The sequence below is a fragment of the Selenomonas sp. oral taxon 138 str. F0429 genome (assembly GCF_000318175.2).
Classification (GTDB): Bacteria; Bacillota; Negativicutes; order Selenomonadales; family Selenomonadaceae; genus Centipeda; species Centipeda timonae.
Genome location: NZ_KB290931.1, coordinates 68994 through 90270, shown reverse-complemented (window position 1 = coordinate 90270; position 21277 = coordinate 68994). Strand labels below are relative to the sequence as shown.

At 57.7% G+C, this 21277-nt stretch carries 20 protein-coding genes; 15 read left to right on the top strand and 5 right to left on the bottom strand.

The features are described from left to right. Positions 1-122: 122 nt before the first annotated feature. The 8 genes from HMPREF9163_RS04180 to HMPREF9163_RS04145 all read left to right on the top strand — a co-directional run bounded on the left by HMPREF9163_RS04180 (position 123) and on the right by HMPREF9163_RS04145 (position 6137). On the top strand, positions 123-770 hold the full coding sequence (locus HMPREF9163_RS04180) for a hypothetical protein (RefSeq protein WP_009440421.1): 648 nt from the start codon (positions 123-125) through the stop codon (positions 768-770). Continuing rightward, positions 771-1142, top strand: a complete 372-nt coding sequence (locus HMPREF9163_RS04175; RefSeq protein ID WP_009440420.1) for a DUF488 domain-containing protein — start codon at positions 771-773, stop codon at positions 1140-1142. Positions 1143-1345: 203 nt separating this feature from the next. After that, complete coding sequence (locus HMPREF9163_RS04170; protein ID WP_037346004.1) at positions 1346-2284, top strand: sugar-binding transcriptional regulator; 939 nt, start codon at positions 1346-1348, stop codon at positions 2282-2284. A 24-nt stretch (positions 2285-2308) separates the two neighbouring features. Next, entirely contained in the window at positions 2309-2701 is a 393-nt protein-coding gene (locus tag HMPREF9163_RS04165) for a transcriptional regulator GutM (protein WP_037346001.1), read from the top strand. 30 nt (positions 2702-2731) lie between these two features. Then, on the top strand, positions 2732-3286 hold the full coding sequence (locus HMPREF9163_RS04160; RefSeq protein ID WP_009440416.1) for a PTS glucitol/sorbitol transporter subunit IIC: 555 nt from the start codon (positions 2732-2734) through the stop codon (positions 3284-3286). Positions 3287-3310: 24 nt separating this feature from the next. Beyond that, positions 3311-4309, top strand: coding sequence for a PTS glucitol/sorbitol transporter subunit IIB (locus HMPREF9163_RS04155; protein WP_009440415.1), 999 nt, complete (start codon positions 3311-3313; stop codon positions 4307-4309). Between the two features lie 42 nt (positions 4310-4351). Further along, positions 4352-5161, top strand: coding sequence for an SDR family oxidoreductase (locus HMPREF9163_RS04150; RefSeq protein ID WP_009440414.1), 810 nt, complete (start codon positions 4352-4354; stop codon positions 5159-5161). Between the two features lie 163 nt (positions 5162-5324). Next, a complete protein-coding gene (locus tag HMPREF9163_RS04145; RefSeq protein ID WP_009440412.1) occupies positions 5325-6137 on the top strand; it encodes a PD-(D/E)XK nuclease family transposase in 813 nt (270 codons plus the stop codon). Between the two features lie 131 nt (positions 6138-6268). Here HMPREF9163_RS04145 and HMPREF9163_RS04140 read toward each other — a convergent pair whose 3' ends face one another. From HMPREF9163_RS04140 to HMPREF9163_RS04130, 3 genes are all read right to left on the bottom strand, one after another. Then, positions 6269-7780 (bottom strand): Na+/H+ antiporter NhaC family protein, encoded by a 1512-nt coding sequence (locus HMPREF9163_RS04140; RefSeq protein ID WP_009440411.1) that lies wholly within the window; start codon positions 7778-7780, stop codon positions 6269-6271. Positions 7781-7878: 98 nt separating this feature from the next. After that, positions 7879-8586, bottom strand: coding sequence for a response regulator transcription factor (locus HMPREF9163_RS04135; RefSeq protein WP_009440410.1), 708 nt, complete (start codon positions 8584-8586; stop codon positions 7879-7881). Then, positions 8583-10079: a HAMP domain-containing sensor histidine kinase gene (locus tag HMPREF9163_RS04130; RefSeq protein WP_009440409.1), complete on the bottom strand. Its 1497-nt coding sequence runs from the start codon at positions 10077-10079 to the stop codon at positions 8583-8585. Before HMPREF9163_RS04130 ends, HMPREF9163_RS04135 begins: the two co-directional genes overlap by 4 nt. 343 nt (positions 10080-10422) lie before the next feature. Here HMPREF9163_RS04130 and HMPREF9163_RS04125 point away from each other — a divergent pair, with 343 nt between their 5' ends. Then, complete coding sequence (locus HMPREF9163_RS04125; protein WP_037345998.1) at positions 10423-11091, top strand: PepSY domain-containing protein; 669 nt, start codon at positions 10423-10425, stop codon at positions 11089-11091. 233 nt (positions 11092-11324) lie between these two features. Next, the gene (locus HMPREF9163_RS04120; protein WP_037345996.1) at positions 11325-13460 is read left to right on the top strand and encodes a methyl-accepting chemotaxis protein; all 2136 of its coding nucleotides are present in this window, start codon (positions 11325-11327) and stop codon (positions 13458-13460) included. Between the two features lie 78 nt (positions 13461-13538). On the opposite strand, the gene HMPREF9163_RS04115 is transcribed toward HMPREF9163_RS04120, so the two are convergent. Both HMPREF9163_RS04115 and HMPREF9163_RS04110 read right to left on the bottom strand, forming a co-directional pair. Next, positions 13539-14492, bottom strand: coding sequence for an AEC family transporter (locus HMPREF9163_RS04115; protein ID WP_009440406.1), 954 nt, complete (start codon positions 14490-14492; stop codon positions 13539-13541). A 15-nt stretch (positions 14493-14507) separates the two neighbouring features. Beyond that, positions 14508-15464 (bottom strand): AEC family transporter, encoded by a 957-nt coding sequence (locus HMPREF9163_RS04110; protein WP_009440405.1) that lies wholly within the window; start codon positions 15462-15464, stop codon positions 14508-14510. Between the two features lie 266 nt (positions 15465-15730). Here HMPREF9163_RS04110 and HMPREF9163_RS04105 point away from each other — a divergent pair, with 266 nt between their 5' ends. From HMPREF9163_RS04105 to HMPREF9163_RS04085, 5 genes are all read left to right on the top strand, one after another. Beyond that, positions 15731-17086, top strand: a complete 1356-nt coding sequence (locus tag HMPREF9163_RS04105; RefSeq protein WP_009440404.1) for a phosphomannomutase/phosphoglucomutase — start codon at positions 15731-15733, stop codon at positions 17084-17086. A 30-nt stretch (positions 17087-17116) separates the two neighbouring features. Continuing rightward, the gene (locus tag HMPREF9163_RS04100; RefSeq protein ID WP_009440403.1) at positions 17117-18565 is read left to right on the top strand and encodes a hypothetical protein; all 1449 of its coding nucleotides are present in this window, start codon (positions 17117-17119) and stop codon (positions 18563-18565) included. 93 nt (positions 18566-18658) lie between these two features. After that, complete coding sequence (locus HMPREF9163_RS04095) at positions 18659-19189, top strand: hypothetical protein (RefSeq protein ID WP_232296660.1); 531 nt, start codon at positions 18659-18661, stop codon at positions 19187-19189. A 6-nt stretch (positions 19190-19195) separates the two neighbouring features. After that, positions 19196-20482, top strand: coding sequence for a secretin N-terminal domain-containing protein (locus tag HMPREF9163_RS04090; protein ID WP_009440401.1), 1287 nt, complete (start codon positions 19196-19198; stop codon positions 20480-20482). A gap of 67 nt (positions 20483-20549) precedes the next feature. Beyond that, complete coding sequence (locus tag HMPREF9163_RS04085; RefSeq protein ID WP_009656547.1) at positions 20550-21221, top strand: response regulator transcription factor; 672 nt, start codon at positions 20550-20552, stop codon at positions 21219-21221. The last annotated feature ends 56 nt before the right edge of the window (positions 21222-21277 follow it).

The window sequence follows — 21277 nt, the reverse complement described above, 5'->3', positions numbered from 1 at the left end:
TGCCAAGGGACATGCACAAACTGTGTGTGTCCCTTTCTTGTATACCGTCTTTTTCATTAGACAAAAAAATAAATTTGTGTTAGAATATGTAATAAAATTTTGACAGCAAGGAGGAATATCATATGATCTGCAAAGAATGCGGCGAAAAAATTGAAGGGCTGACGCGTATTTGCCCGCATTGTGGCGAGCGGGCGCTGATCGACGATGAACTCGAAACATGGAACTTCATTGCTGATACGGCGGACAAACATCGGCGCAAAATGCCCGCAGAGATTGTGCTGAACGAACCCGTACCGATCCCCGACGAACGCACAGCGCAGATCGACGGACTAGAGCGCCTGAAGGACTACTTCGTTCAGCACAGCAACCTCTACAAGATTGTTGAGGATCTGGACTACATCGAGAGCGGTCTGCACCGTCCGTCCTTTGTGCTCTGGCTGCTCGTCGGCGGACTGGTCGCAGCACTCGTCTACTTCCCTCTCTCCCCATTCCTGCCGGATTTCATCTGGGCATACTACTTCGTGCTCTGGGGCGCGGTCACCACTGTCGGCTATCTGCGTGCCGGCCGCCGCTACGAACGCCGTAAGGCGGAGTACGCGCTCCTGCGCCGCGATGCGGAGAACGACCTGCATGCAATGTATAATGGCTGTGCGGACTGCTTTCTCCCACTCGCGTGGACATCGCCGCCGCGCATCAACCGCATAATCGATGCCCTGCGCTCGGGAGAGACCGACTCCGTGCGCGAGTATATGGAACGGGAGGCGGGCTGAATGGCTGAGATTCGAATCAAACGTATTTATGAGGCAATGTCTGCAGATGACGGCTTTCGTGTGCTCGTTGACCGCCTCTGGCCGCGGGGCATATCCAAGGAGCGTGCGGCGCTCGACGACTGGTGGAAGGATATTGCCCCCTCGCCGGAACTCCGTACGTGGTTTGGACACAAGGCGGAGCATTTTGAGGAATTTGCTGTGAAATATCGCGTGGAACTCTCGACAGGAAGGGCTGCACCAACTCATATGGTAACAGTAGCTGAACATCTTGCAGCAGGGGCAAATGTAACGTTGCTCTATGGGGCGAAAGATCCCGCGGTCAACCATGCCCGTGTATTGCAGGAATGGATGTATGCGATGATGGATAAGTGAGAAGACATCGTCACTTATGAGATGAATACTTCACGTATGTGACGATAAAAACTGAAAATGACCGAAAAACGCTGTGGAATGCAAAATTCACGGCGTTTTTTCTTGCCATAGATTGAGATTCGCAGTATATTCACTTTGTCAGGATGACAAAAGCGCTAAATAATCACAAATATGAAGGTAAATACTCTCGGGAGGAAAACAATATGCAGGCCGTGGATAAACGGATCCTTATCAAGGCGGCAAACCTTTACTACACCGACGGTCTGAAACAGGGGGAGATTGCGGCACGTCTCGGCGTTGACCGCACAACGGTGAGCAAGTATCTGAAACGTGCCCTCCAGGCCGGGATTGTACGCATCAGCGTGGAGACGGACAGCAACGAGGAGCTCGAGAGCGCACTCGAACGACGCTTCGGACTCCGAGAGGTATACGTCGTCGCACACAGCATCGATCTCGAACAGGTCAAGCGGCGCATGGCGCAGGCGGGGCTCAGTCTTCTGCGGCGGATCGTCGCCGACGGTCAGACCATCGGACTCGCATGGGGGACGAGCATCCGTGAGCTGACGCGCTATGCGGCGGCAGAGCGTCTGCCTGCCGTCAATGCCGACTTCGTACCGCTTGACGGCGGGCCTGAGAGCCTCGACAGCGATCTCCACGTGAACACGCTCTGCTACGAACTCGCAAACGCATTCGGCGGACGCAGCCACTACATTTACGCCCCCGCGATTGCGCGCACGGCAGAGATTGCGGCGGCAATCCGGCAGGATGTGAACTTCGAGCAGATCATGAATCTCTGGGCGCGGCTCGACATCGGCATCGTCGGCATCGGCGCACCTGTAAAGTCCTCGAACCTCGTCTGGATGGGCAGCTTCGGTCGCGAGGCGATCGAAAGCCTCCTGCGCGAGCGCGTGGTCGGAGAGATCTGCTCCATGTTCTATGACATCGAGGGGCATCCCGTCCAGACGGAGTTTCAGGATCGCATCATCGCCGTTGAGCTCGAGCGCCTCCGTGCGCTGGACTACAGCATCGGCATGGCGGCGTCACGCGAGAAGGTACCCGCCATCCTCGGCGCACTGCGCGGGCGCTACATCAACGTCCTCATCACAGATGAGGAGACAGCGAAGATTCTGCTGAACGAGTGAACAGATAAGAAAGGAACGATGAGAATGCTCTGGCTTGTTTTGATTGCCGTAGGCATGTGGGTGCTCCAGCTGGTTCTGAGCATTCTGCAGTTCCGCCGCTTTGCCTCACATGTGAAGGAGATGCGCCGCGAAGGGCGCGTTGCCATCGGCAAGGCGAAGGGGCGCTTCGTTGCGGGGGCGATTGTCCTCTTTGTGATTGATGCAGAGTGCAATATTCTGCGCGGCGAGATCATGAAGGGCGTCACCGTATTTGCGGGCTTTCGCCCGTTTGAGGACTTCACGGGCAAGAATTTGCTCGATCTCGACGAGGAGAGCGTCGCGGGCTATGACCGTCAGACGCGCCGCGCCGTGCTCGGTGCCCGTGAGGAGTACATCATCTATCAGGAGCAGGGCGAGACCCTTGCCAGTCATGCATAAAGGCTTTGTTTCCACTGAAAGGAGAAACACATGGATACTCTGATTCTCTTTGCCGAGGGATTCATCGGCATGTTCAACAAGGGCGGCGAAACCCTGATCGGGTGGGTCACGGGCATCATCCCGACCCTTGTCTGCCTGCTCGTCGCGATGAATGCGATCGTGCTCTTTGTCGGCAATGAGCGCGTTGAGAGATTTGCCCACCTCTGTGCCGGCAATCCCATCTCTCGCTACGTTGTACTACCGTTCATCGGCGTGTTCTTCCTCTGCAACCCGATGGCGCTCTCGCTCGGCAAATTCATGCCCGAGTATTACAAGCCCTCTTACTATGCAGCAGCTTCGTCTGCATGCCACACGATGAACGGTATGTTCCCGCACGTCAACCCCGGTGAGATGTTCGTCTTCCTCGGCGTTGCAAACGGCATTACGACCCTCGGTCTTCCGTACACAGATCTGGCGCTTCGCTATCTGCTCGTCGGACTCATCGTCAACTTCCTGCGCGGCTGGCTCACAGACTTCACAGTCGCCTATGTCCAACGTCAGCAGGGCGTAAAGCTCAGCAAAGAACCCGCCGTCCTCAAGTCGTAAGGAAAGCCGAAAGGAGAAATTATCATGAGCGAATACAAGAGCGTCATCGTGTCGGCAGGCTCGGGCGGATTTGGCGGCCCGCTGACCCTTACGCCGGATGAGAAGAAGAACAAGATCGTCAACATCACGGGCGGTGTGATCTCGGATGTTGCCGTACGCCTCGGCGAAATGACGGGTGCGGAGGTCGTGGACGGCTTCAAGACCAGTGTTCCCGAGGATGAGATCCTCGCGGCGGTCATCGACTGCGGCGGCACGCTGCGCTGCGGCATCTATCCGCAGAAGCGCATCTTTACCGTCAACATCAAGCAGACGGGACCCTCGGGACCCCTTGCCCAGTACATCAAAGAGGACATCTACGTCTCGGCAGTAAAGCCCGCGAACATCGCATTCATCGACGGCACGGCAGCTCCTGCAGCAGCACCTGCCGCAGCGCTCGCAGAAGAAGAGAACAAGCCGAAGTATGATACCTCGAAGAAGATCACGGAGCAGTCCGGCAGCCTCATGGCAAAGGTCGGGCAGATAATGGGCGGCATCGTTGCTACCTTCTATCAGGCAGGCCGTGAGTCCATCAACACGCTTATCACGACGATCCTGCCCTTCATGGCATTCGTCTCCATGCTCATCGGTGTCATCCTCGGTTCGGGCTTTGGCGACTTCGTCGCGCACTTCGTTTCGCCGCTTGCCGCGTCGCCGATCGGGCTCGTCATCCTCGCGCTGATCTGCTCCTTCCCACTCCTTTCCCCGTTCCTTGGACCAGGGGCGGTCATCGCGCAGGTTGTCGGTGTTCTCATCGGCGTCGAGATCGGCCTCGGGCACATCCCGCCGAACCTTGCGCTTCCCGCGGTCTTCGCCATCAACGTACAGTGCGCCTGTGACTTCATCCCCGTCGGACTCGGACTTGCCGAGGCGGATGCCAAGACCGTTGAGATCGGTGTGCCCGCTGTCCTCTACTCGCGCTTCATGACTGGTCCTCTCGCCGTCATCATTGCGTGGATTGCCAGTGCAGGCCTCTACGAGAGCTAAGTTTTTCGCTGAACACAGAGCAGTGCAGAAGGAGAATCTATTATGAGTTGGTTGAATCTCGAAGGAAAAACGGCCATCGTCACGGGCGGTGCATCGGGCATCGGTAAGGCCGTTGTGGAGGAGTTCCTGGCACAGGGCGCGAACGTGGTTGTTTGCGATATGAACCCGGAGGCACCCGCATTTGATGCAAAGAACGGCAAGGTTCTCTATGTTGTCACCGATGTCACGAAGCGCGAGAGCGTCGAGGCAATGGTCGCAGAGGCGAAGAAGACGTTCGGTGCGATTGACATCCTCGTCAACAACGCGGGCATCAACATCCCGCGCCTCCTCGTCGACCCGAAGGATCCGCATGGGAAGTACGAGCTGGACGACGCCGTCTTCGACAAGGTCACGGCAGTCAACCTCAAGGGAGTCTACCTCTGCGCACAGGCGGTCGGACGCGAGCTCGTCGCACAGGGACACGGCGTGATCATCAACATGAGCTCCGAGAGCGGCATTGAGGGCTCTGAGGGGCAGAGCATCTACGCTGCAACGAAGAATGCCGTCAACTCCTTCACGCGTTCGTGGGCGAAGGAGTTCGGCAAGTACGGCGTACGCGTCATCGGCGTCGCACCTGGCATCCTCGAGGCAACGGGGCTCCGCACTCTCGCCTATGAGGAAGCACTCGCCTACACGCGCGGCATCACCGTCGATGACCTGCGCAAGGGGTACGCGAGTACGAAGACCACGCCGCTCGGACGCAGCGGCAAACTCTCCGAGGTCGCCGACCTCGTCGCCTACCTCGCCTCCGAGCGCGCCTCCTACATCCACGGCGTTACCTACAACGTCGCGGGTGGCAAGACACGCGGGTAAAAACCTGACATTGAAAAACGCTCCTTACAGATGTGCATGACTGCCGTCTGCAAGGAGCGTTTTGCTGTCTCATGGAGGAATGGGATGAGTCGAAATTTTCATTCTTGACAAGAACCCTTGTTTCCCATAATATGATAGTATCAAAGGAGAAAGAGGCGAATCAATGAGTATTATCAAGAAGAATGTTCCGGCGGAATATCTTGCATTGATTCAGAAACTCCGTCTGATAGATGACACGTTTTTCAATGTATGTTTCGACAACAACACCGAGGGAATGCAGCTTCTGTTGCGCATCTTCCTTGATCGGGACGATCTCGTGGTAAAGCGTGTCGTTACACAGCAGAGCGTTGATAATCTCTATGGACGCGGCGTTCGTTTCGATGTGCTCGCTGAGGACAGCGATGGGAAGCTCTACGATTGCGAGGTTCAGCGGGCAAACGAGGGTACAGTCGCGCGTCGTGCGGGATACAACAGCAGCATGATGGATACGCGTGAGCTGGAAAAATCTGCAAAATTCTCCGCACTGCCCGAAACGTGGGTGATCTTTATCACGGAGAATGACATATACCGCGCGGGGCATCCACTCTACCATGTGGAGCGCGTCATTCAAGAGCTTCAACGTCCGTTTGACGACGGCGCGCATATTCTCTATGTGAACGGGGCGAATCGTGAGGACACGCCTCTCGGTCGTCTGATGCAGGATTTCTTCTGTGAGCGTGCGGAGCAGATGCACTACAAGGAACTTGCAAAACGCGCCAGTTACTTTAAGGCGGAAGTGGAGGGGGTAAATACCATGTGCGAACTGATGGAAAAGTTTGGAGAGAAGAAGATGGAAGAGGGGCGTGCCGAGGGACGGTTGGAGTCGGCTCGTGCAACGGCGCTGGCGTTGATTTCCTTGGGAAAATTGACGATTTCCCAGATTGCCGCAGCGACCCAGCTGCCGCTTGAGGAAGTTGAACAGATGGCGAGAGCCTAATGCTTTGAGTCTTTTTGCTACCGGATACACATAGAATCTGGATAGTTTTTTTGAAAAAAGTAATGTATAATACATAACGCCGCCGATGGGGTTGTACCTCATCGGCGGCGTTTGTATTTAGTAGATCGTATTTACTTCTCTGCAGATGTCACGCGTGTGGAAATTGCTGCCATTGTGAGGGCGAGGGTAGCGATGCCGACGGCGAGGCCGATGTAGCCGTTGCCCGTGAGTCCGTCGGCGATGTAGCCGACGAGGGAGCAGGAGGCGACGACGCCGACGTAGGGCAGCTGTGTCGATACATGGTCGAGGTGGTGACACTGTGCGCCCGCCGAAGCGAGGATGGTGGTATCCGAGATGGGCGAGGCGTGGTCGCCGCAGACCGCGCCCGAGAGGATGGCGGCGACGGAAACGACGAGGATGTCAGGAGCTGTCTGCCCGAGGACGGCAATGGCGATCGGAATCAGGATGCCGAACGTGCCCCAGCTCGTGCCCGTCGCGAAGGCAAGCCCTGCTGCGACGAGGAAGAAGAGCGGCGGCAGGAACATGACGACGCCCGCATTCGCCGAGACGACGGAGCCAACGAAGCCACCGAGGTCAAGGTACTCCTTGCTGCAGATACCCGAGAGCGTCCACGCGAGGCAGAGAATGAAGATGGCGGGGGTCATCGCCTTGAAGCCCCAGCCGAAGCTGTCGCAGAACACGTTGAACGAGACAACGCGGCGCGGTAGATAGAGCAGCCCCGTGAAGACGAATGCGATGAACGAGCCGAGCACGAGCGACTTTGACGAGTCGCAGTTGGCAAATGCGTCCGCAATACTCCTGCCCTCGTGGATGCCGCCCGTGTAGAGCATGCCGTAGATACACGCGCCGATGAGGACGAGCAGCGGCAGCATGAGGTCGATCATCTTGCCGCGCCCCTCGCTCGCTGCGCTTGCAGATGCCTCCGCCGTGTCCTGATACTCCTTCGGAATCTCGAAATGAACATTTGACTTCTCTACGCTCTGCCGCATTGCCCCGAAGTCGCGCCCCGTCCAGATGACAAAGAGCATGAAGAGAATCGTCAGCCATGCGTAGAGGTTGAAGGGAATCGTCTGCAGAAAGAGCATGAAGCCGTCGATGTGACTGTCCTCGGGCAGCGAGGAACCGACTGCCGCCGCCCAACTCGAGACGGGGGCGATGATGCAGATCGGCGCGGCGGTCGCGTCGATGATGTAGGCGAGCTTCGTGCGCGCAATCTGGAATTTATCCGTGACAGGGCGCATGACCGTGCCGACCGTGAGACAGTTGAAGTAGTCGTCGATGAAGATGACGATGCCGAGCAGGACGGTGACGAGGGAGGCGCTGCGCTTGCCCTTGATCGTTCGCGTCGCCCACTCGCCGTAGGCGTTCATTGCGCCCGAGCGCGTGATGGCTGCGACGAGGATGCCGAGGATGACGAGAAAGACGAGGATGTTGACATTGCTGCCGACCTTGTCCGCCATGACTTGAAACATCGTGAGCGTCGCCTGCAGGAAATTCCCGCCCGCGAAGAGCATTGCGCCCGAGAAGATGCCGATGATGAGCGACATATAGACTTCCTTCGTCCAGAGCGCGAGGACGATGGTGATGATCGGCGGCAGAATCGACCATGCGGTTGCTGTCATGAGTTAGATACACTCCCTATATAGATTGATATTCGATAAAGACCGTTTCCCATTATAACAAAAAAACAGGATTTGGCAAAATATCCTCACGCAAAAATTCATTCCTCCTCCGTCGCCTCGCTATTGAAGCGGTAGCCTGCGCCCCAGACGGTCTGAAGCCAGCGCGGGTGCGACGGATCGTCCTCAATCTTTTCGCGCAGGCGGTTCATGTGGACGGAGACGGTGGAGGTATTGCCCATCGCGTCCAGATCCCAGACGCGGTCGTAGAGTGTCTCCTTGCTGAATACGATCTGCGGGTGCTCCGCGAGAAAGAGGAGCAGATCGAACTCGCGTGCGGCGAGATGTACCTCGCGTCCCGCGACAAAGACGCGGTGCGTCCACGGCTGGATCTCGAGCGCGCCAAACCGCAGGACGGTGGGCGCCGTCTGTGCGCCGCCCTTGAGGCGCTCATAGCGCGTGATATGCGCCTTGACGCGCGCGGCGAGTTCGCTCGGGCTGAACGGCTTGACGATGTAGTCATCTGCGCCGAGACCAAGCGCGCGGATCTTGTCCACGTCCTCGAGGCGTGCCGAGACCATGAGGATCGGGATGTCGAGCGTCTTGCGGACATCGCGGCAGATGGCAAAGCCGTCTGCACCCGGCAGCATGACATCCAGCAGGAGGAGACTGTACTCGCCCGTGAGCGCGCGGCGCTTGCCCTCGTCGCCGTCGGATACGATGTCGACGGCGAAACCGCTCGCCTCGAGATAGTCGCGCTCGAGTTCAGCGATGTCGTTATCATCCTCAACCAGTAATATCTTTTTCATTTCATATCTCCCTCGCTTGCAATGGGCAGGAGGAGCACGATGCACAGCCCTCCCTCGGTCGACACTTCTGCGCGCACGCTGCCGCCGAATGCTGTCATGATCCGCCGTACGATGGCAAGCCCCAGCCCGCTGCCGCCCGCGACGTTCGTGCGTGCCGTGTCCGTGCGGTAGAAGCTGTCAAAGAGCTTCGGCAGCTCTGCAGCATCGACGCCGATGCCGTCGTCATCGCAGCGGATGGCGAGCTGCCGTCCTTCTTCGCTGAGTGACATACATACGTGTACCTCTGCGCCGCGCCGATACTTGCTGCTGTTCTCCCACAGATTTTTGAGAACGCGGGCGAACTCCCCGCGGTCAATCCGTATCTTTGCCGCTGTATTCGTCTTCTCCATCAAGATATGCACGCCGTCCTCGGCAAGGGCGGGGGCGTGTTCATGGATGTATTCTGTGAGAAAATCCCTTGCGCTGACCGTCTCCCATGTGAGCGGCAGATCATCCGTGTCGAGGCGCAGGAACTCGCGCAGACGCGTCGTCAGGCGCTCCATTGTTGCGGCGGATTGGCTGATGCGTTCGGCGTAGGTGCGCTGCTTCTCGGGCGTGCGTGCAATGCCGTCGAGAATGCCGCTCGCGTAGCCCTTGATCGCGGTGAGCGGGGTTGCGATGTCGTGGAGGATGCCAATGAAGAGCTCTCTGCGCCGTGCCTCCTCGCGCTCCTCACGCACGCGAGCGCGCAGGAGCTCCCTGCGCATCTCGTCGAATGCACGGCAGGTTGCGCCCCCCTCGTCGCTGCCCATCGGCGGGAGTTCATGACTCAGATCGCCTCGTTGGATTGCGGCCGCCGCACGGCGCATCTCCTCGAGCGGGGTGAGAATCTGCGCGGAGAGGAGGCGCGCGAGGTAGCGACCGAGGAGCAGAATGCCCGCCGAGGTCGTGAGGATGAGGAGGATGAGTGCGGCGTTCAGGATGAAGTCTCGCGTATCGTGCGAAATCGGCGGCGGTTCATCGCCGCGCATCATGGGTACATCGCCGACGCCGATGATGACTGTACCGCTGCGCAGACCCTCATAGCGGAAGACAAGACCGTCCATGTCCCAGCTGAGCGCGGAGCCGCGCACGCCGCATTTGCGTGCAACGATGTGCTGAAGCTCATCCGGATTGCTCCCGGGCGTCAGATAGGCGCTGTCCTTCTCCTTTGCCACGGTGAGAATGCGCACCCCCGCTCCTTCGAGGACGTGGATGTCGCGTTCGATATTATCCAGCTTGAACTTGCGTTTCTCTGACTCGGCGCGCAGAGAGCTGAGTGCGACCTGCACGGAGAGCGTCCGCCCCTCCTCCGGCCAGAGGAGGGCGAGTGCTTGCTGCTGCAGGGTGCCCGCGTGGCGCAGACCGCCGAGCAGCACCGCGCCGATGGCGATGAGCACGACAATCGGGATGACGATCATGAGCGCGTTCGTCACGAGCAGTTTTTTCTTGAGGGACAAGTCGCGTAGATGCATGGAGAACCTCACTTTCCGTTGGGGAGTGCGAGGCGCCCCTATCGGCTCGCAAGCTCGCCACTTCTACACGTTCCGCGCACAGGCCCCGTTTCGACGGGGGAAGCTAATACGCTGTAACTCAAAGCCTCCCCCGTTTGACGGGGGAGGGGGATCGCAATGCGGTGGAAGGGGCACAATAAACAGACCTATTATAACCGAAATGCGAAAAAAATCTGCGCGCTGTGAGGAATTTCAAAAAAGTTATTTTTGTGTTTACACTTTGTTTAAACTTTCCCCGTATGATGTACCCATCAGCAATGATAAACACAAACATGAACGCCGAAAGGCAGAGGAGGAAAACATCATGGAAATGCAGAATGTCAAGAATCAGGTCACGAATATCTTCACCCCCGCGCGTCTCAAAAAGGCAGTGGCGTTCGCCGTACTCGTCGGCGTTGTCACTGCGGGCGGCACATATTACCACCACCGTCAGGCAGAGGCTCGTTCGGTCGCCGAAAAGCAGGCGCATTCGGAGATGGTCGCAGCGCAGGCAGAGCAGCGCGGTCTGGTTCTGATCGACGAGGATCATGTGCGGTCGATTGCGGCGGAGGCGATCGGGAAGTCCGAGACGGAGCTGGACTTCCGCTCCGTCTATCTGACGGAGAAGGATCACGACAGAGACGGAAAGCATCACAAAAATCATCGTGACGGCAAACATGGAAACAAACATGATGACTGGCGCGATGGAAAGCACGATGACAGGGAGCACCGTGACGGACGCTATATGCATGATCGCGGCGAGCATCCCGGTATGATGCCGCAGGCAGCACCGGCACAGGCGCCGGATGCCGGAAACGGTCAGCCCGCACCGCCGGCAGACGACGCAGCGAATGCGCCCGCACCGCAGCTGATGGTCCATCCGGTCTACAAGGTGAAGTGCTATGCGGGCAGCGTCGAGTACAAGATCCGCATCGACGCCGTGACGGGAACAGTACTTTCGAGCGAAGTGGATGTGGACGACGATATTTTCTAATGACAAAATACGGCATACAGAAACAGCGATCCGATGGGGTCGCTGTTTTTGTGCGTAAAACGCAAATAAAATTTTCCTTAGCAGGAAAAAATAAGTATGTGGCGAATTAAAATTATCGTATACTAAAGTTATTTTTGACGGCAGCATGCGCTGCTGTCTTTGCGCACGGTTATGGCAAGGTGCTCCTCGTTCTGTGTCGGAATGGCCGGGTGCTGGGGAAAGGAGAGAATATTTTGCAAGAACAAGGGCAGAAAAGGGGAAGGGGTATTGGCTTCCAGCTGAACGCGATCACGCTCATCGGGATTGTTGTGATGGTGACGATCCTTGTCTCGTTCGTTGGCTACAGAGCTTATGATGAGCTTCTCGAGATCGGGACGGTGGCGCAGTACAACGAATTGGGTGAGCGTTCAAAGGCGGTCATTAGCCGCTATGAGTCTGTCCAGCAGTCGGGAGAGGATGTGCGCCAGCGCATCTATACGTATATGCAGCAGCATCCGCCCGCAGCGCGCAGCCGCGAGGCGCTGAACGAGATGCTTGCAGATGCGGCTGCTTCGAATGACAATCTCTCAGGAATTGGTGTCGTGTTTGAGCCGAACGCCTTCGACGGACAGGATGCGGCACATGTGGGAGATCCGCTTTCGGATGAGTCCGGGCGTATGATGCCCTATGCAAACCGTGAGGGGAATGCGATAGAGTTTGAGGGTTGTACGGGTTATGAGACCGAGACGTGGTATCAGAAGCCGAAGTCTACATCGAAGTTGGTTCTCTCGGAGGCATACTATGACGAAGTAAACGGGAAAAAAGCTCTGCTCGTCTCCATCGGCATGCCGCTCATTGTGGATGGGCGCTTCGTCGGTGCGCTCTCGCTCGACTTCGATGTCACGCAGCTTCAGGAGGATCTTGCCAAGGTCAGTACGCCGGACAACATCTATCTGCTGATGGACAACGAGGGCGATCTCGTCGCGCATGGGACGAGCCCGGAGTCGATCATGAAGAACGCCTTCACGATCATGCAGTCTCCGGAGGAGGAAAAGAAGGAAGCCTTCTCGGAGGCTCCGTACAGCAAGTCGCAGGTTTCGCCGACGACGGGCAAGGACTCGGTCTACATTTTCCGCTCCGTCCACTTTGCAGGTGTGGATACGCCGTGGTCGATCTTCTCCATTACGGACAAGGATAAGTTCACCGGTGCCGCGCGCGATATGGTGATCTTCTCCGTGGTACTTGCCGTGATCTGTACCGTGGTACTCGTCATCGCGCTCGCAATGTTCATCCAGCGGCGTCTGATCGTTCCCATTGGGGATGTGACGGATATTTTGACACGTTTTTCCGATCTCGATCTGGATCGCGAGAAGGGCAAGCATGCCGTGATCTATCTGGAGCGTTCCGATGAGGTCGGTGCGATGGTTCGCTCGCTCGGGCGTATGGCGAACAGCCTGCGCGAGATTATCGGCAAGATCAACGGCGCGTCCCAGTCGGTTGCGGCAACGAGCGAGGAACTGACAGCAACGGCGCAGAACACGGCGCACTCGGCGGAGACCGTGCGTAAGGGCATCCACGACATTGCCGAGAGTGCGCGCGTGCAGGTTGCGGACACGCAGAACGCGGTCGATCATACGGATGAAATCCTCCAGCTGCTCGAGGACAACCGCAAGGTCATGACGGAGATGAACGAGGCGACGGTGAATATCCACAAGCGCCAGACCGAGGGCGCGGAGATTCTTGCCGACCTGATGAAGAAGTCCGCCGAGACCGCCAATGCCACACAGGAGGTCGCGCGCGTGGTCGAGGAGACGAATGAGCGTGCGGAGCGCATCGAAGAGGCGAGCGCGATGATTCAGTCCATCTCCGAGCAGACGAACCTCCTTGCGCTCAACGCTGCCATCGAGGCAGCACGTGCGGGCGAGGCAGGGCGCGGATTCGCCGTCGTCGCCGAGGAGATTCGCAAGCTTGCCGAGCAGTCGCGCGGCTTTACGGATGAGATCAACGGCATCATCGGTGAGCTCAAGACGAAGTCGCAGCAGGCAGTCGATACGATGGAGGTCTCCAAGAAGCTTGTCGAGGAGAGCAATGTCAATCTCGGACGTACCCAGCGTCGCTTTGACATGATCGCCGAGGCGGTCGAGGGCGCGAACAGCGTTGTGACGAAGCTGAACGCATCGGCGGAGAAGCTGACGGAGAAGAATAAGGCGATTGCCGCCGTCAGCAAGAAGCTGATGGATATGGCGAAAGAGAACGATACGACGACGGATGAGGCAGAGGCATCGGTGGATACGCAGACGCAGGCGCTTGCAGATATCGCCGAGGCGAGCGAGAGCTTGGCGCAGATCGCAACGGATCTGCAGAACGAGATCTCGCGCTTCCGCATTTGATCTGCCGTTCGAACGCATACAGTATGCAGAAAGCCCTGCCGCAATGCGGCAGGGCTTTTGTGATGCCTCGCATAAGGTTCAGCGCAGGAAAAAGAACAGTGCAGGGTAGACGAGGAAGAAGAAGGCGATGCTCGTGGTGAGAAAACCAGAGATCGTGTAGTCGACGTTCAGATGATAGAGCTTCGCCGCCGTGACGGAGTTGATCGCGCCCGGCGTGACGGAGAAGACGAGGATCGCGCCGAGGAGGACGGGGTCGCGGACGAATGGATAGGTGATCGCCATCATGAATGCGGGCAGAATGAGAAAGCGCAGGGCGAAGAGGTCGAGGGTGTAGGGTGCGTAACGGCGTGCACGGTGTAGGTTGACGAGTGCACCGACGGGCAGCATGCCGAACCATGCGCCGAAGTGGATCAGTCCCTCGAATGCCGTGCCGACTGCGGGCGGGCGTTCGATGCCTGCGGCGTTGAGAAGGAGCCCTGCCGCCATGCCGAGGATGCTGAGCTGGTTCCACGAGAGGAAGATGTCGAGAAACCGCATGTGAATCTTGCCGCCGCGCCCATGATTTTTATGCTGCAGATAGTAGTACTGTGCCATCGGAAACACGGCGAGGACAAGCATCAGTGTCTGAAAGATACCCATGATCTGCGCGTAGGCAAAGCCCTGCTCGCCGTAGATGATGTAGGCGCAGACTCCGCCGAGGGTGGTGATGTTGGACATCATCGCATTCGCGAGGTATGCGCCGCGATCGAGCGGGCTATGATATTTGCGGATGAAGAACGCCCAGCCGACAAGCCCCGGGACGAGGACGATGAGGATGCCGTAGATCGGGATGAGTGCGAGATCCCACGAGATTGGGAGCGTCCAGCAGCTCATGAGCGCGAGTACGGTGTAGATGATGATGACGTTCAGGCGCAGGATGCGGCTGATAAGGGCATCGGAGATTTTGCCGTGCCGATAGAGGAGGTAGCCGACGATGAGCGGTGAGAGAAGGTCGGTGAATAGGTAGATGATGCGGAAATCAGAATTGTCCAAGAGAAACGCTTCTTTCTAACGAAACAGGAAAAATGTCGCGGGGAAAAGCACGGTGAGGTAGAGCACTGTCGTCACGAGGAAGACGGCAATCGTATAGTCGACGTTGAGATGGTAGAGACGCGCGGTGAGCGTCGCGTTGATCGCTCCCGGGGCGCTCGCGAAGATCACGAGTGCGTTCTGCACGGTCGGGTCGCTGATGAGGAGGCGCGCGGCGGCGAAGGTGACAATGGGAACGACGAGGAAGCGGAGCGCGATCATGTCGAGCGTCAGATAGACGAAATGGCGCGCGCGGCGGAAGTTGATGAGCGAGCCGATGGGCAGCATGCCAAACCACGCCGCAATGTGGATGATGCAGCCGAATGCATCCGACAGGACAGGCGGACGAGCGATGCCCGAGGCGTTCAGCAGGAGTCCCGCCGTCATGCCGACGATGCTGAGCTGATTCCACGAGAGGAGGAGTCCGAGGAAGCCGCGCCCCTCGAGACGTGGCGCACGTCCACGCGCCTTGTGAAGCAGATAGAAGTACTGTGCGATCGGGAATGCGAGCAGAACGAGCACGAGGTTCTGGCACGCGCCGCCGATCTGCGCATAGGCAAAGCCGCGTTCTCCGTAGATGATGTAGGCACAGATGCCGCCGAGCGTGCCGATGTTCGAGAGCAGTGCGGAGATGAGATGCGTGCCGCGGTCGATAGGGCTGTGAAAGCGCCGTCCGAGAAAGCGCCAGCTGATGAAGCCCGGGAAGAGGATGATGAACGCGAAGAACGCGGGCAGAATGAAGAGATCCCGCGTGAGCGGCAACGCCCAGAAGCTGAAGAGCGAGAGCAGCGTGAAGAATACGATGACATTGATGCGGATGAGCAGGTTGACGGCCGCGTCCGAGAGGAGGCGACGCTGATAGAGGAGATAGCCGACGATGAGTGGCAGGATCAGATCGGTGAAGAGATAGATCAGGCGCGCATTGATTTCGTCCATAAGATTCCCAGCCTTTCCCAATCAATTCGGATGGTGCGTTCATCCTAGCACAAGTCACAGGCGTTGTAAACATTTACAATCCGTGGAAAAAATGGCAAGAAAAGTTCGTAAGATTTTGATGTGAGAGAGAGGAAAAGGAGGAAAGGGCGGCGAATATTTACCCTATGTTATATAGTGTTTTGTTATGACCCAATGGTTCTGCTGCAGGTGGAGCACAGGGGTGTTTATGGGATGCCGAGGGGCTCCCATGGAGGAGGGGACGTTACATGGCAGTGACAGACAAAGGTTTTGGCGCATACGATGTACGCGGTATCTATCCCGACGAGGTAAACGAGGAGCTCGCATACCGCGTCGGACGCAGTTTCCCCACGCTGTTCGGTGCAAAGAAGGTGGCAATCGGGCATGACATTCGTCTCTCGGGTCCTGCGATCAGCGACGCACTCGCAAAGGGGCTCACGGAGGCGGGCTGTGACGTTGTGGACATCGGTCAGTGTGGCACGGAGATGATCTACTTCGCGACGGCGCATCTCGGGCTCGGTGGCGGCATCATGATTACGGCGAGCCACAATCCGAAGCAGTACAACGGCATGAAGTTCGTGCGCGAGGAGTCGCGTCCGATCTCCAGCGACACGGGGCTCAAGGACATTGCGGCAATGGCGGTCGGCGAGACCTATCCCGCACCCGCAGCGACGCCCGGCAAGATCGAGCAGGTGGACATACTCGATGAGTATGTGAAGCACATCCTTACCTATGTCGATGTGAGCAAACTGAAGCCGTACAAAATCGTCGTCAACACGGGCAACGGCGCGGCGGGGCCCATCATCAACGCAATGGAGAAGTTCCTCCCGTTCGAACTGGTCAAGGTCTACAACGAGCCGGACGGCAATTTCCCGAACGGCGTACCGAATCCGATCCTGCAGGAGAACCGCGAGGCGACGGCAAAGGTCGTGCGCGAGACGGGCGCGGACTTCGGCGTGGCATGGGATGGCGACTTCGACCGCTGCTTCCTCTTTGACGAAAAGGGCGGCTTCATCGAAGGGTACTACATGGTCGGCTTCCTCTCCGAGGCATTCCTCAAGAAGAACAAGGGCGCGAGCGTGATCTACGATCCGCGTCTCATTTGGAACACGATCGAGATCGCCGAGAGCCTCGGCGGCAAGCCCGTCATGTGCAAGAGTGGTCACGCGTTCATCAAGGACAAGATGCGTAAGGTCAATGCGATCTACGGCGGCGAGATGAGCGCACATCACTATTTCCGCGACTTCTCGTACTGCGACAGCGGTCAGATTCCGTGGCTGCTCGTGGCGGAGCTGATGAGTGCATCGGGCGGCAAGACGCTCTCCGAGCTGATGAAGGCGCGCATGGATCGCTATCCGACCTCGGGTGAGATCAACAGCAAGGTCACGGACGCAAAGGCGGTCATGGATCGCATCGAGGCGAAGTACGGTTCCTCCGGCAAGGTGACGAAGGTGGACGGTCTTTCCATCGAGTTTGATAAATGGCGCTTCAACCTGCGTATGTCGAACACGGAGCCCGTTATCCGCCTGAACGTCGAGACGCGGCAGGATAAGGCACTGCTGAAGGAAAAGACGGACGAACTGCTTGCAGAGATTCGTGCCTGATCGCGTACTGGTACAGGAAGGAGTTTTTTGATGAGCCTTGTACTGAAATCCGGATTTACATTTGACTATGACAATCTCTATGGCGAGGGCAAGGTGACGGACGCCGACCTCGCATTCTACGCAGAGGATCTGAAGAAGGCGCATGAGGCGATGAAGGTCATGCGCAAGAACGGCTTCATCCGTGCACATCTCTCGAAGGACGGCGAGCCTGAGAAGGTGCTCTTCTCGCAGACACCCTACATAGAAGACGGGCATATCAACTCACCCGCGTCGATTGCGCGGCTGAAGGAGTTCGGCAAGTATGTGCAGCAGAATACGGATGTCGTGATTTCGCTCGGTATCGGCGGCTCGTTCCTCGGGAACAAGGTACTGTTCGATGTGCACTGCGGCGAGCTTTGGAACTCGCTCTCGAACGAGCAGCGCAATAACTACCCGCGCATCTACTTCAGCGGCAACAACATCGACCCGCGCCGCACAGGCGACATCATCAATCATCTGAAAGACGTTGCGCAGATCAAGAAGACGCACGGCGGACAGCCGCTGCGCATCATGCTCCTCGTCATCTCGAAGTCGGGCGGCACGCTCGATACAATGTCGAACTTCATGGTCATGTATGACGCGTTCATGAAGGCGGACAACATCGAGGTCGAGGTGGTCGCGGTCACCGACCCGAATGAGGCGAAGCCGACGCTGCTGAAGAAACTCGCGATGGACAAGGGGTGGAAGCAGTTTGCTGTGCCGGACGGCGTAGGCGGGCGCTTCACGGTGTTCACTGAGGTCGGACTGACGCTTGCCGCGTGCATCGGCTTTGACATCGAGAGCTTCCTTGCGGGCGCACGCGATATGGACAAGGCATGTCAGAATGACGATCTCTGGCAGAACCCTGCAATGCTCAATGCGGCGCTGAAGTTTGCTGCGTCGGAGAAGCACGGGCGAGACATTGAGGTCATGATGCCGTATGGAGACTATCTGAAATCCGTCTCCGAGTGGTACATCCAGCTGCTTGCCGAATCCCTCGGAAAGCAGTTCAACAAGGAGGGCAAGGAGGTCTGCTACGGGCGCACGCCGGTTGTCGCCGTCGGCACGACCGATATGCACGCACAGACGCAGCAGCACCAGGAGGGCAAACTCAACAAGGTTGTGCAGTTTATCCGCGTGGATAAATGGGCGGATGATCTCGTCATCCCGAACGTCTTCCCCGATGTGAAGAAGCTCGCGGATATTGCGGGCGTCACGATGGGGGCGGCGCTCGAGGTTGCGCGTCAGTCGAACGCGGACGCACTTGCGTCGAACAAGCGATACAGCGCCGTCTTTGCTCTGCCGGAGCTGACGCCGTACCATCTCGGCGAGCTGCTCTACCTGCTTGCGATGTCTGTCGCCTACGAGGGCGAGCTCGCGGATGTGGACGCATTCGATCAGCCGGGTGTGGAGGCGTACAAGCGGATCATGGGGCCGAAGCTTCAGGCGCTGAAGGGATAAATTTTCGAAGGTGGATGCCTTCATGAGGGGAGGGGCTGCTGCGGCAGTCCCTTTCTGTGTTTTAGGAAATAGCGGGAGGTTCTTGTGATCGAAATGTGGCGTGCGCGTCTGCGCGAATTGTCTGCGCGACAGATGGTGCTCATTGGTGCATTTCTTTTGGGCGGAATCAGCGGCATTGCGCTCCTGTGGACAGATGATACGGAGACTGTCGTCACACTTCAACAGGAGCCTGTGCCGCAGTCAGCAACGGAGATTGCAGGACTTTCTGCAGCGGCGCAGAAAATGCCGCTGCGCAATCCTTTTTCGTACGCGCATGAGGCGATTGCGGAGACTTCTCCTGCCATAGAAAAATCCAAGGGTGACGGACATTCACCGCTGCAGCCTGTTTCACTGGCACAGCCTTCACCTGCAAGCACTCCTCCCGCACCTCCTCCCGCGCCGCTCGTCCTGCGCGGTGTGGTGACGGATGCGAACGGCGTGCGCATCGCCATCCTCGGCAAGGGGACAGAGGGCGCGGCACTGAGCGTTGGAGAGACGTGGGAGGGACATACCCTCCGAGGACTGACGGACACATCTGCGACATTGGAGACGATGTCGGGCAGCATCACGGTAGCGAGGGAGTAGAACTGTATGAAACGATGGATGACAGCAGCAGCTCTTGTGTGGACACTCCTCCTCTCCGTTCCTGCCGCTGCCGCACCCGTGACGATCGACGTGACGGGCGGCGATGTGCGTGCCGTTCTACTTGCTGTTGCACGCATGGCGAACATCCCCCTCATCGTTGACGACGGTGTGGCGGGGGCGGTGACGGCGCATCTGACAGGCGAGGGCGAGGAGGTTCTGCGCCTCGTGGCTGCCGCACGCGGCATTCACATCGAGCGGCACGGTTCGGTCTTTCTTGCACTTTCTGCAGACGCACGCACGGAGAATCGGCGCGTGCACGTCTACACCGTGCGCTATGCCGACCCGGAGGAATTGGCACATGCTGCAAATTTATCCCTAACAGGTGAAGGAAAACGGGCAATAGTGTCGAAAAATAACGAAGAGAGATGGAATGAGGGCTCAGATTCTGATACCCAGCGGCGTGTGCTCGTCGATCGGGCAACGAATACACTTCTCTTTTATGGGACAGAATCTGAGGCTCTTTCCGTGCGCGAAATTATCTCCGCACTCGATGTCGCTCCACGGCAGGTATCGCTTGAGGCTCGTGTCATTGCTATCTCTAAGCAGGCGGCAAAGGAACTCGGCGTGGACTGGTCATGGTCAGCGCTCCCGCAGTATCCGCGTGTTAGGCGCGGCGATGATGGCGCATGGGAGGTTGGCGGGCGGAATGCTGGAAACGAGGGGACGAGCGCACCGGGGATCATCCGCTTTGGCAGAGGACCCGAGGGCGTTCCCTTCGAGTTCTACTACTCCGCGGCGATTCGCGCGCTCATCACGGACGGCAGGGCAAAGATGCTTGCACGTCCGAACATCACGACAGTGCAGGGACACGAGGCGCTCATCAACATCGGCGCGGAGGTACCTGTACCGCGCACGACGACCTCGAATACCGTCACCACGACAGGCATTGACTACCGCGAGGCGGGAATCATCCTGCGCTATACGCCGCGTGTCACCGCAGACGGCAACATTGTCGCGCGTGTGCACACAGAAGTCAGCACGCCTGTCTTTGTCGAGGATCTCAAGGCGTACCGCTTTCAGAAGCGGAGTGCAGACACGACCGTCCGTCTGAAAAACGGCGAGACGATGGTGATCGGCGGCCTCATCGACAGTGATGAATCACGATCGCTTTCAAAAATACCGTTTCTCGGAGACATTCCCATACTTGGCGCGTTTTTCCGCTCCGTGCGGACGAGCAAGACCGAGACCGAACTCATGATTTTTCTCACAGCTCACGTGTTGGATGAAGAATAGATATATAAGGAATCAGTGATTATCAGTGATTCCTAAATGCAGGATGCATGGAAAAGAGGAGATGTCAGTGGCAATCAGGATATTACTTGCGGATGATCACGCACTTTTGCGCCAGGGAATCAAGCGTGTGTTGAACTTCGAGGATGATCTCGAGGTCGTCGGCGAAGCGGAGGACGGACAGGAAGCCCTCGCGCGCACGCTCATGCTGAAGCCTGACATCCTCCTGCTCGACATCAATATGCCGGGGCTGACGGGACTCGATGTCACGAAGCAGCTCAAGCAGGCGCGCTCGCGCACGAAGATCATTGCGCTCACAATCCATGACAGCGACAACTATGTGCTCGAGCTCCTGAAGAACGGCGCGCTCGGCTACCTGCTGAAGGATGTTGAGCCGAACGTCCTCATCAAGGCAATCCACATGGTCAACGAGGGCAATCCATTCGTCTATCCGAAGCTCGCGGAGCGCCTCTTTGGCAGCACCGCGGTCTACGGCGATGTCAGCCGCATGGCAAAGGAGATCTGGGACGAGAGCCGCGGCGAACGCCTCACACCGCGCGAGATGGATGTGCTCGGCTGCATCGCAAAGGGGCTCTCGAATCAGGATATCGGCAAGGCTCTTGGCCTCAGCGAAAAGACCGTCAAGAACCACTTGACGAGCATCTTTCACAAGCTCAAGGTCAATGACCGTACACAGGCACTCGTCTACGTGCTCAAGAATAAGATCGTCACGTTGGAATAATCATACGAAGCGGCTCAGCTCTTATGGGAGAGGAGTCGCTCTTTTTTGCAATATTA

Excerpts from the sequence above, each read along its gene's own strand:
- HMPREF9163_RS04180 (WP_009440421.1), top strand. The coding sequence starts at position 123 with ATGATCTGCAAAGAATGCGGCGAAAAAATTGAAGGGCTGACGCGTATT.
- HMPREF9163_RS04175 (WP_009440420.1), top strand. The coding sequence starts at position 771 with ATGGCTGAGATTCGAATCAAACGTATTTATGAGGCAATGTCTGCAGAT.
- HMPREF9163_RS04170 (WP_037346004.1), top strand. The coding sequence starts at position 1,346 with ATGCAGGCCGTGGATAAACGGATCCTTATCAAGGCGGCAAACCTTTAC.
- HMPREF9163_RS04165 (WP_037346001.1), top strand. The coding sequence starts at position 2,309 with ATGCTCTGGCTTGTTTTGATTGCCGTAGGCATGTGGGTGCTCCAGCTG.
- HMPREF9163_RS04160 (WP_009440416.1), top strand. The coding sequence starts at position 2,732 with ATGGATACTCTGATTCTCTTTGCCGAGGGATTCATCGGCATGTTCAAC.
- HMPREF9163_RS04155 (WP_009440415.1), top strand. The coding sequence starts at position 3,311 with ATGAGCGAATACAAGAGCGTCATCGTGTCGGCAGGCTCGGGCGGATTT.
- HMPREF9163_RS04150 (WP_009440414.1), top strand. The coding sequence starts at position 4,352 with ATGAGTTGGTTGAATCTCGAAGGAAAAACGGCCATCGTCACGGGCGGT.
- HMPREF9163_RS04145 (WP_009440412.1), top strand. The coding sequence starts at position 5,325 with ATGAGTATTATCAAGAAGAATGTTCCGGCGGAATATCTTGCATTGATT.
- HMPREF9163_RS04140 (WP_009440411.1), bottom strand. The coding sequence starts at position 7,780 with ATGACAGCAACCGCATGGTCGATTCTGCCGCCGATCATCACCATCGTC.
- HMPREF9163_RS04135 (WP_009440410.1), bottom strand. The coding sequence starts at position 8,586 with ATGAAAAAGATATTACTGGTTGAGGATGATAACGACATCGCTGAACTC.
- HMPREF9163_RS04130 (WP_009440409.1), bottom strand. The coding sequence starts at position 10,079 with ATGCATCTACGCGACTTGTCCCTCAAGAAAAAACTGCTCGTGACGAAC.
- HMPREF9163_RS04125 (WP_037345998.1), top strand. The coding sequence starts at position 10,423 with ATGGAAATGCAGAATGTCAAGAATCAGGTCACGAATATCTTCACCCCC.
- HMPREF9163_RS04110 (WP_009440405.1), bottom strand. The coding sequence starts at position 15,464 with ATGGACGAAATCAATGCGCGCCTGATCTATCTCTTCACCGATCTGATC.
- HMPREF9163_RS04105 (WP_009440404.1), top strand. The coding sequence starts at position 15,731 with ATGGCAGTGACAGACAAAGGTTTTGGCGCATACGATGTACGCGGTATC.
- HMPREF9163_RS04100 (WP_009440403.1), top strand. The coding sequence starts at position 17,117 with ATGAGCCTTGTACTGAAATCCGGATTTACATTTGACTATGACAATCTC.
- HMPREF9163_RS04095 (WP_232296660.1), top strand. The coding sequence starts at position 18,659 with ATGTGGCGTGCGCGTCTGCGCGAATTGTCTGCGCGACAGATGGTGCTC.
- HMPREF9163_RS04090 (WP_009440401.1), top strand. The coding sequence starts at position 19,196 with ATGAAACGATGGATGACAGCAGCAGCTCTTGTGTGGACACTCCTCCTC.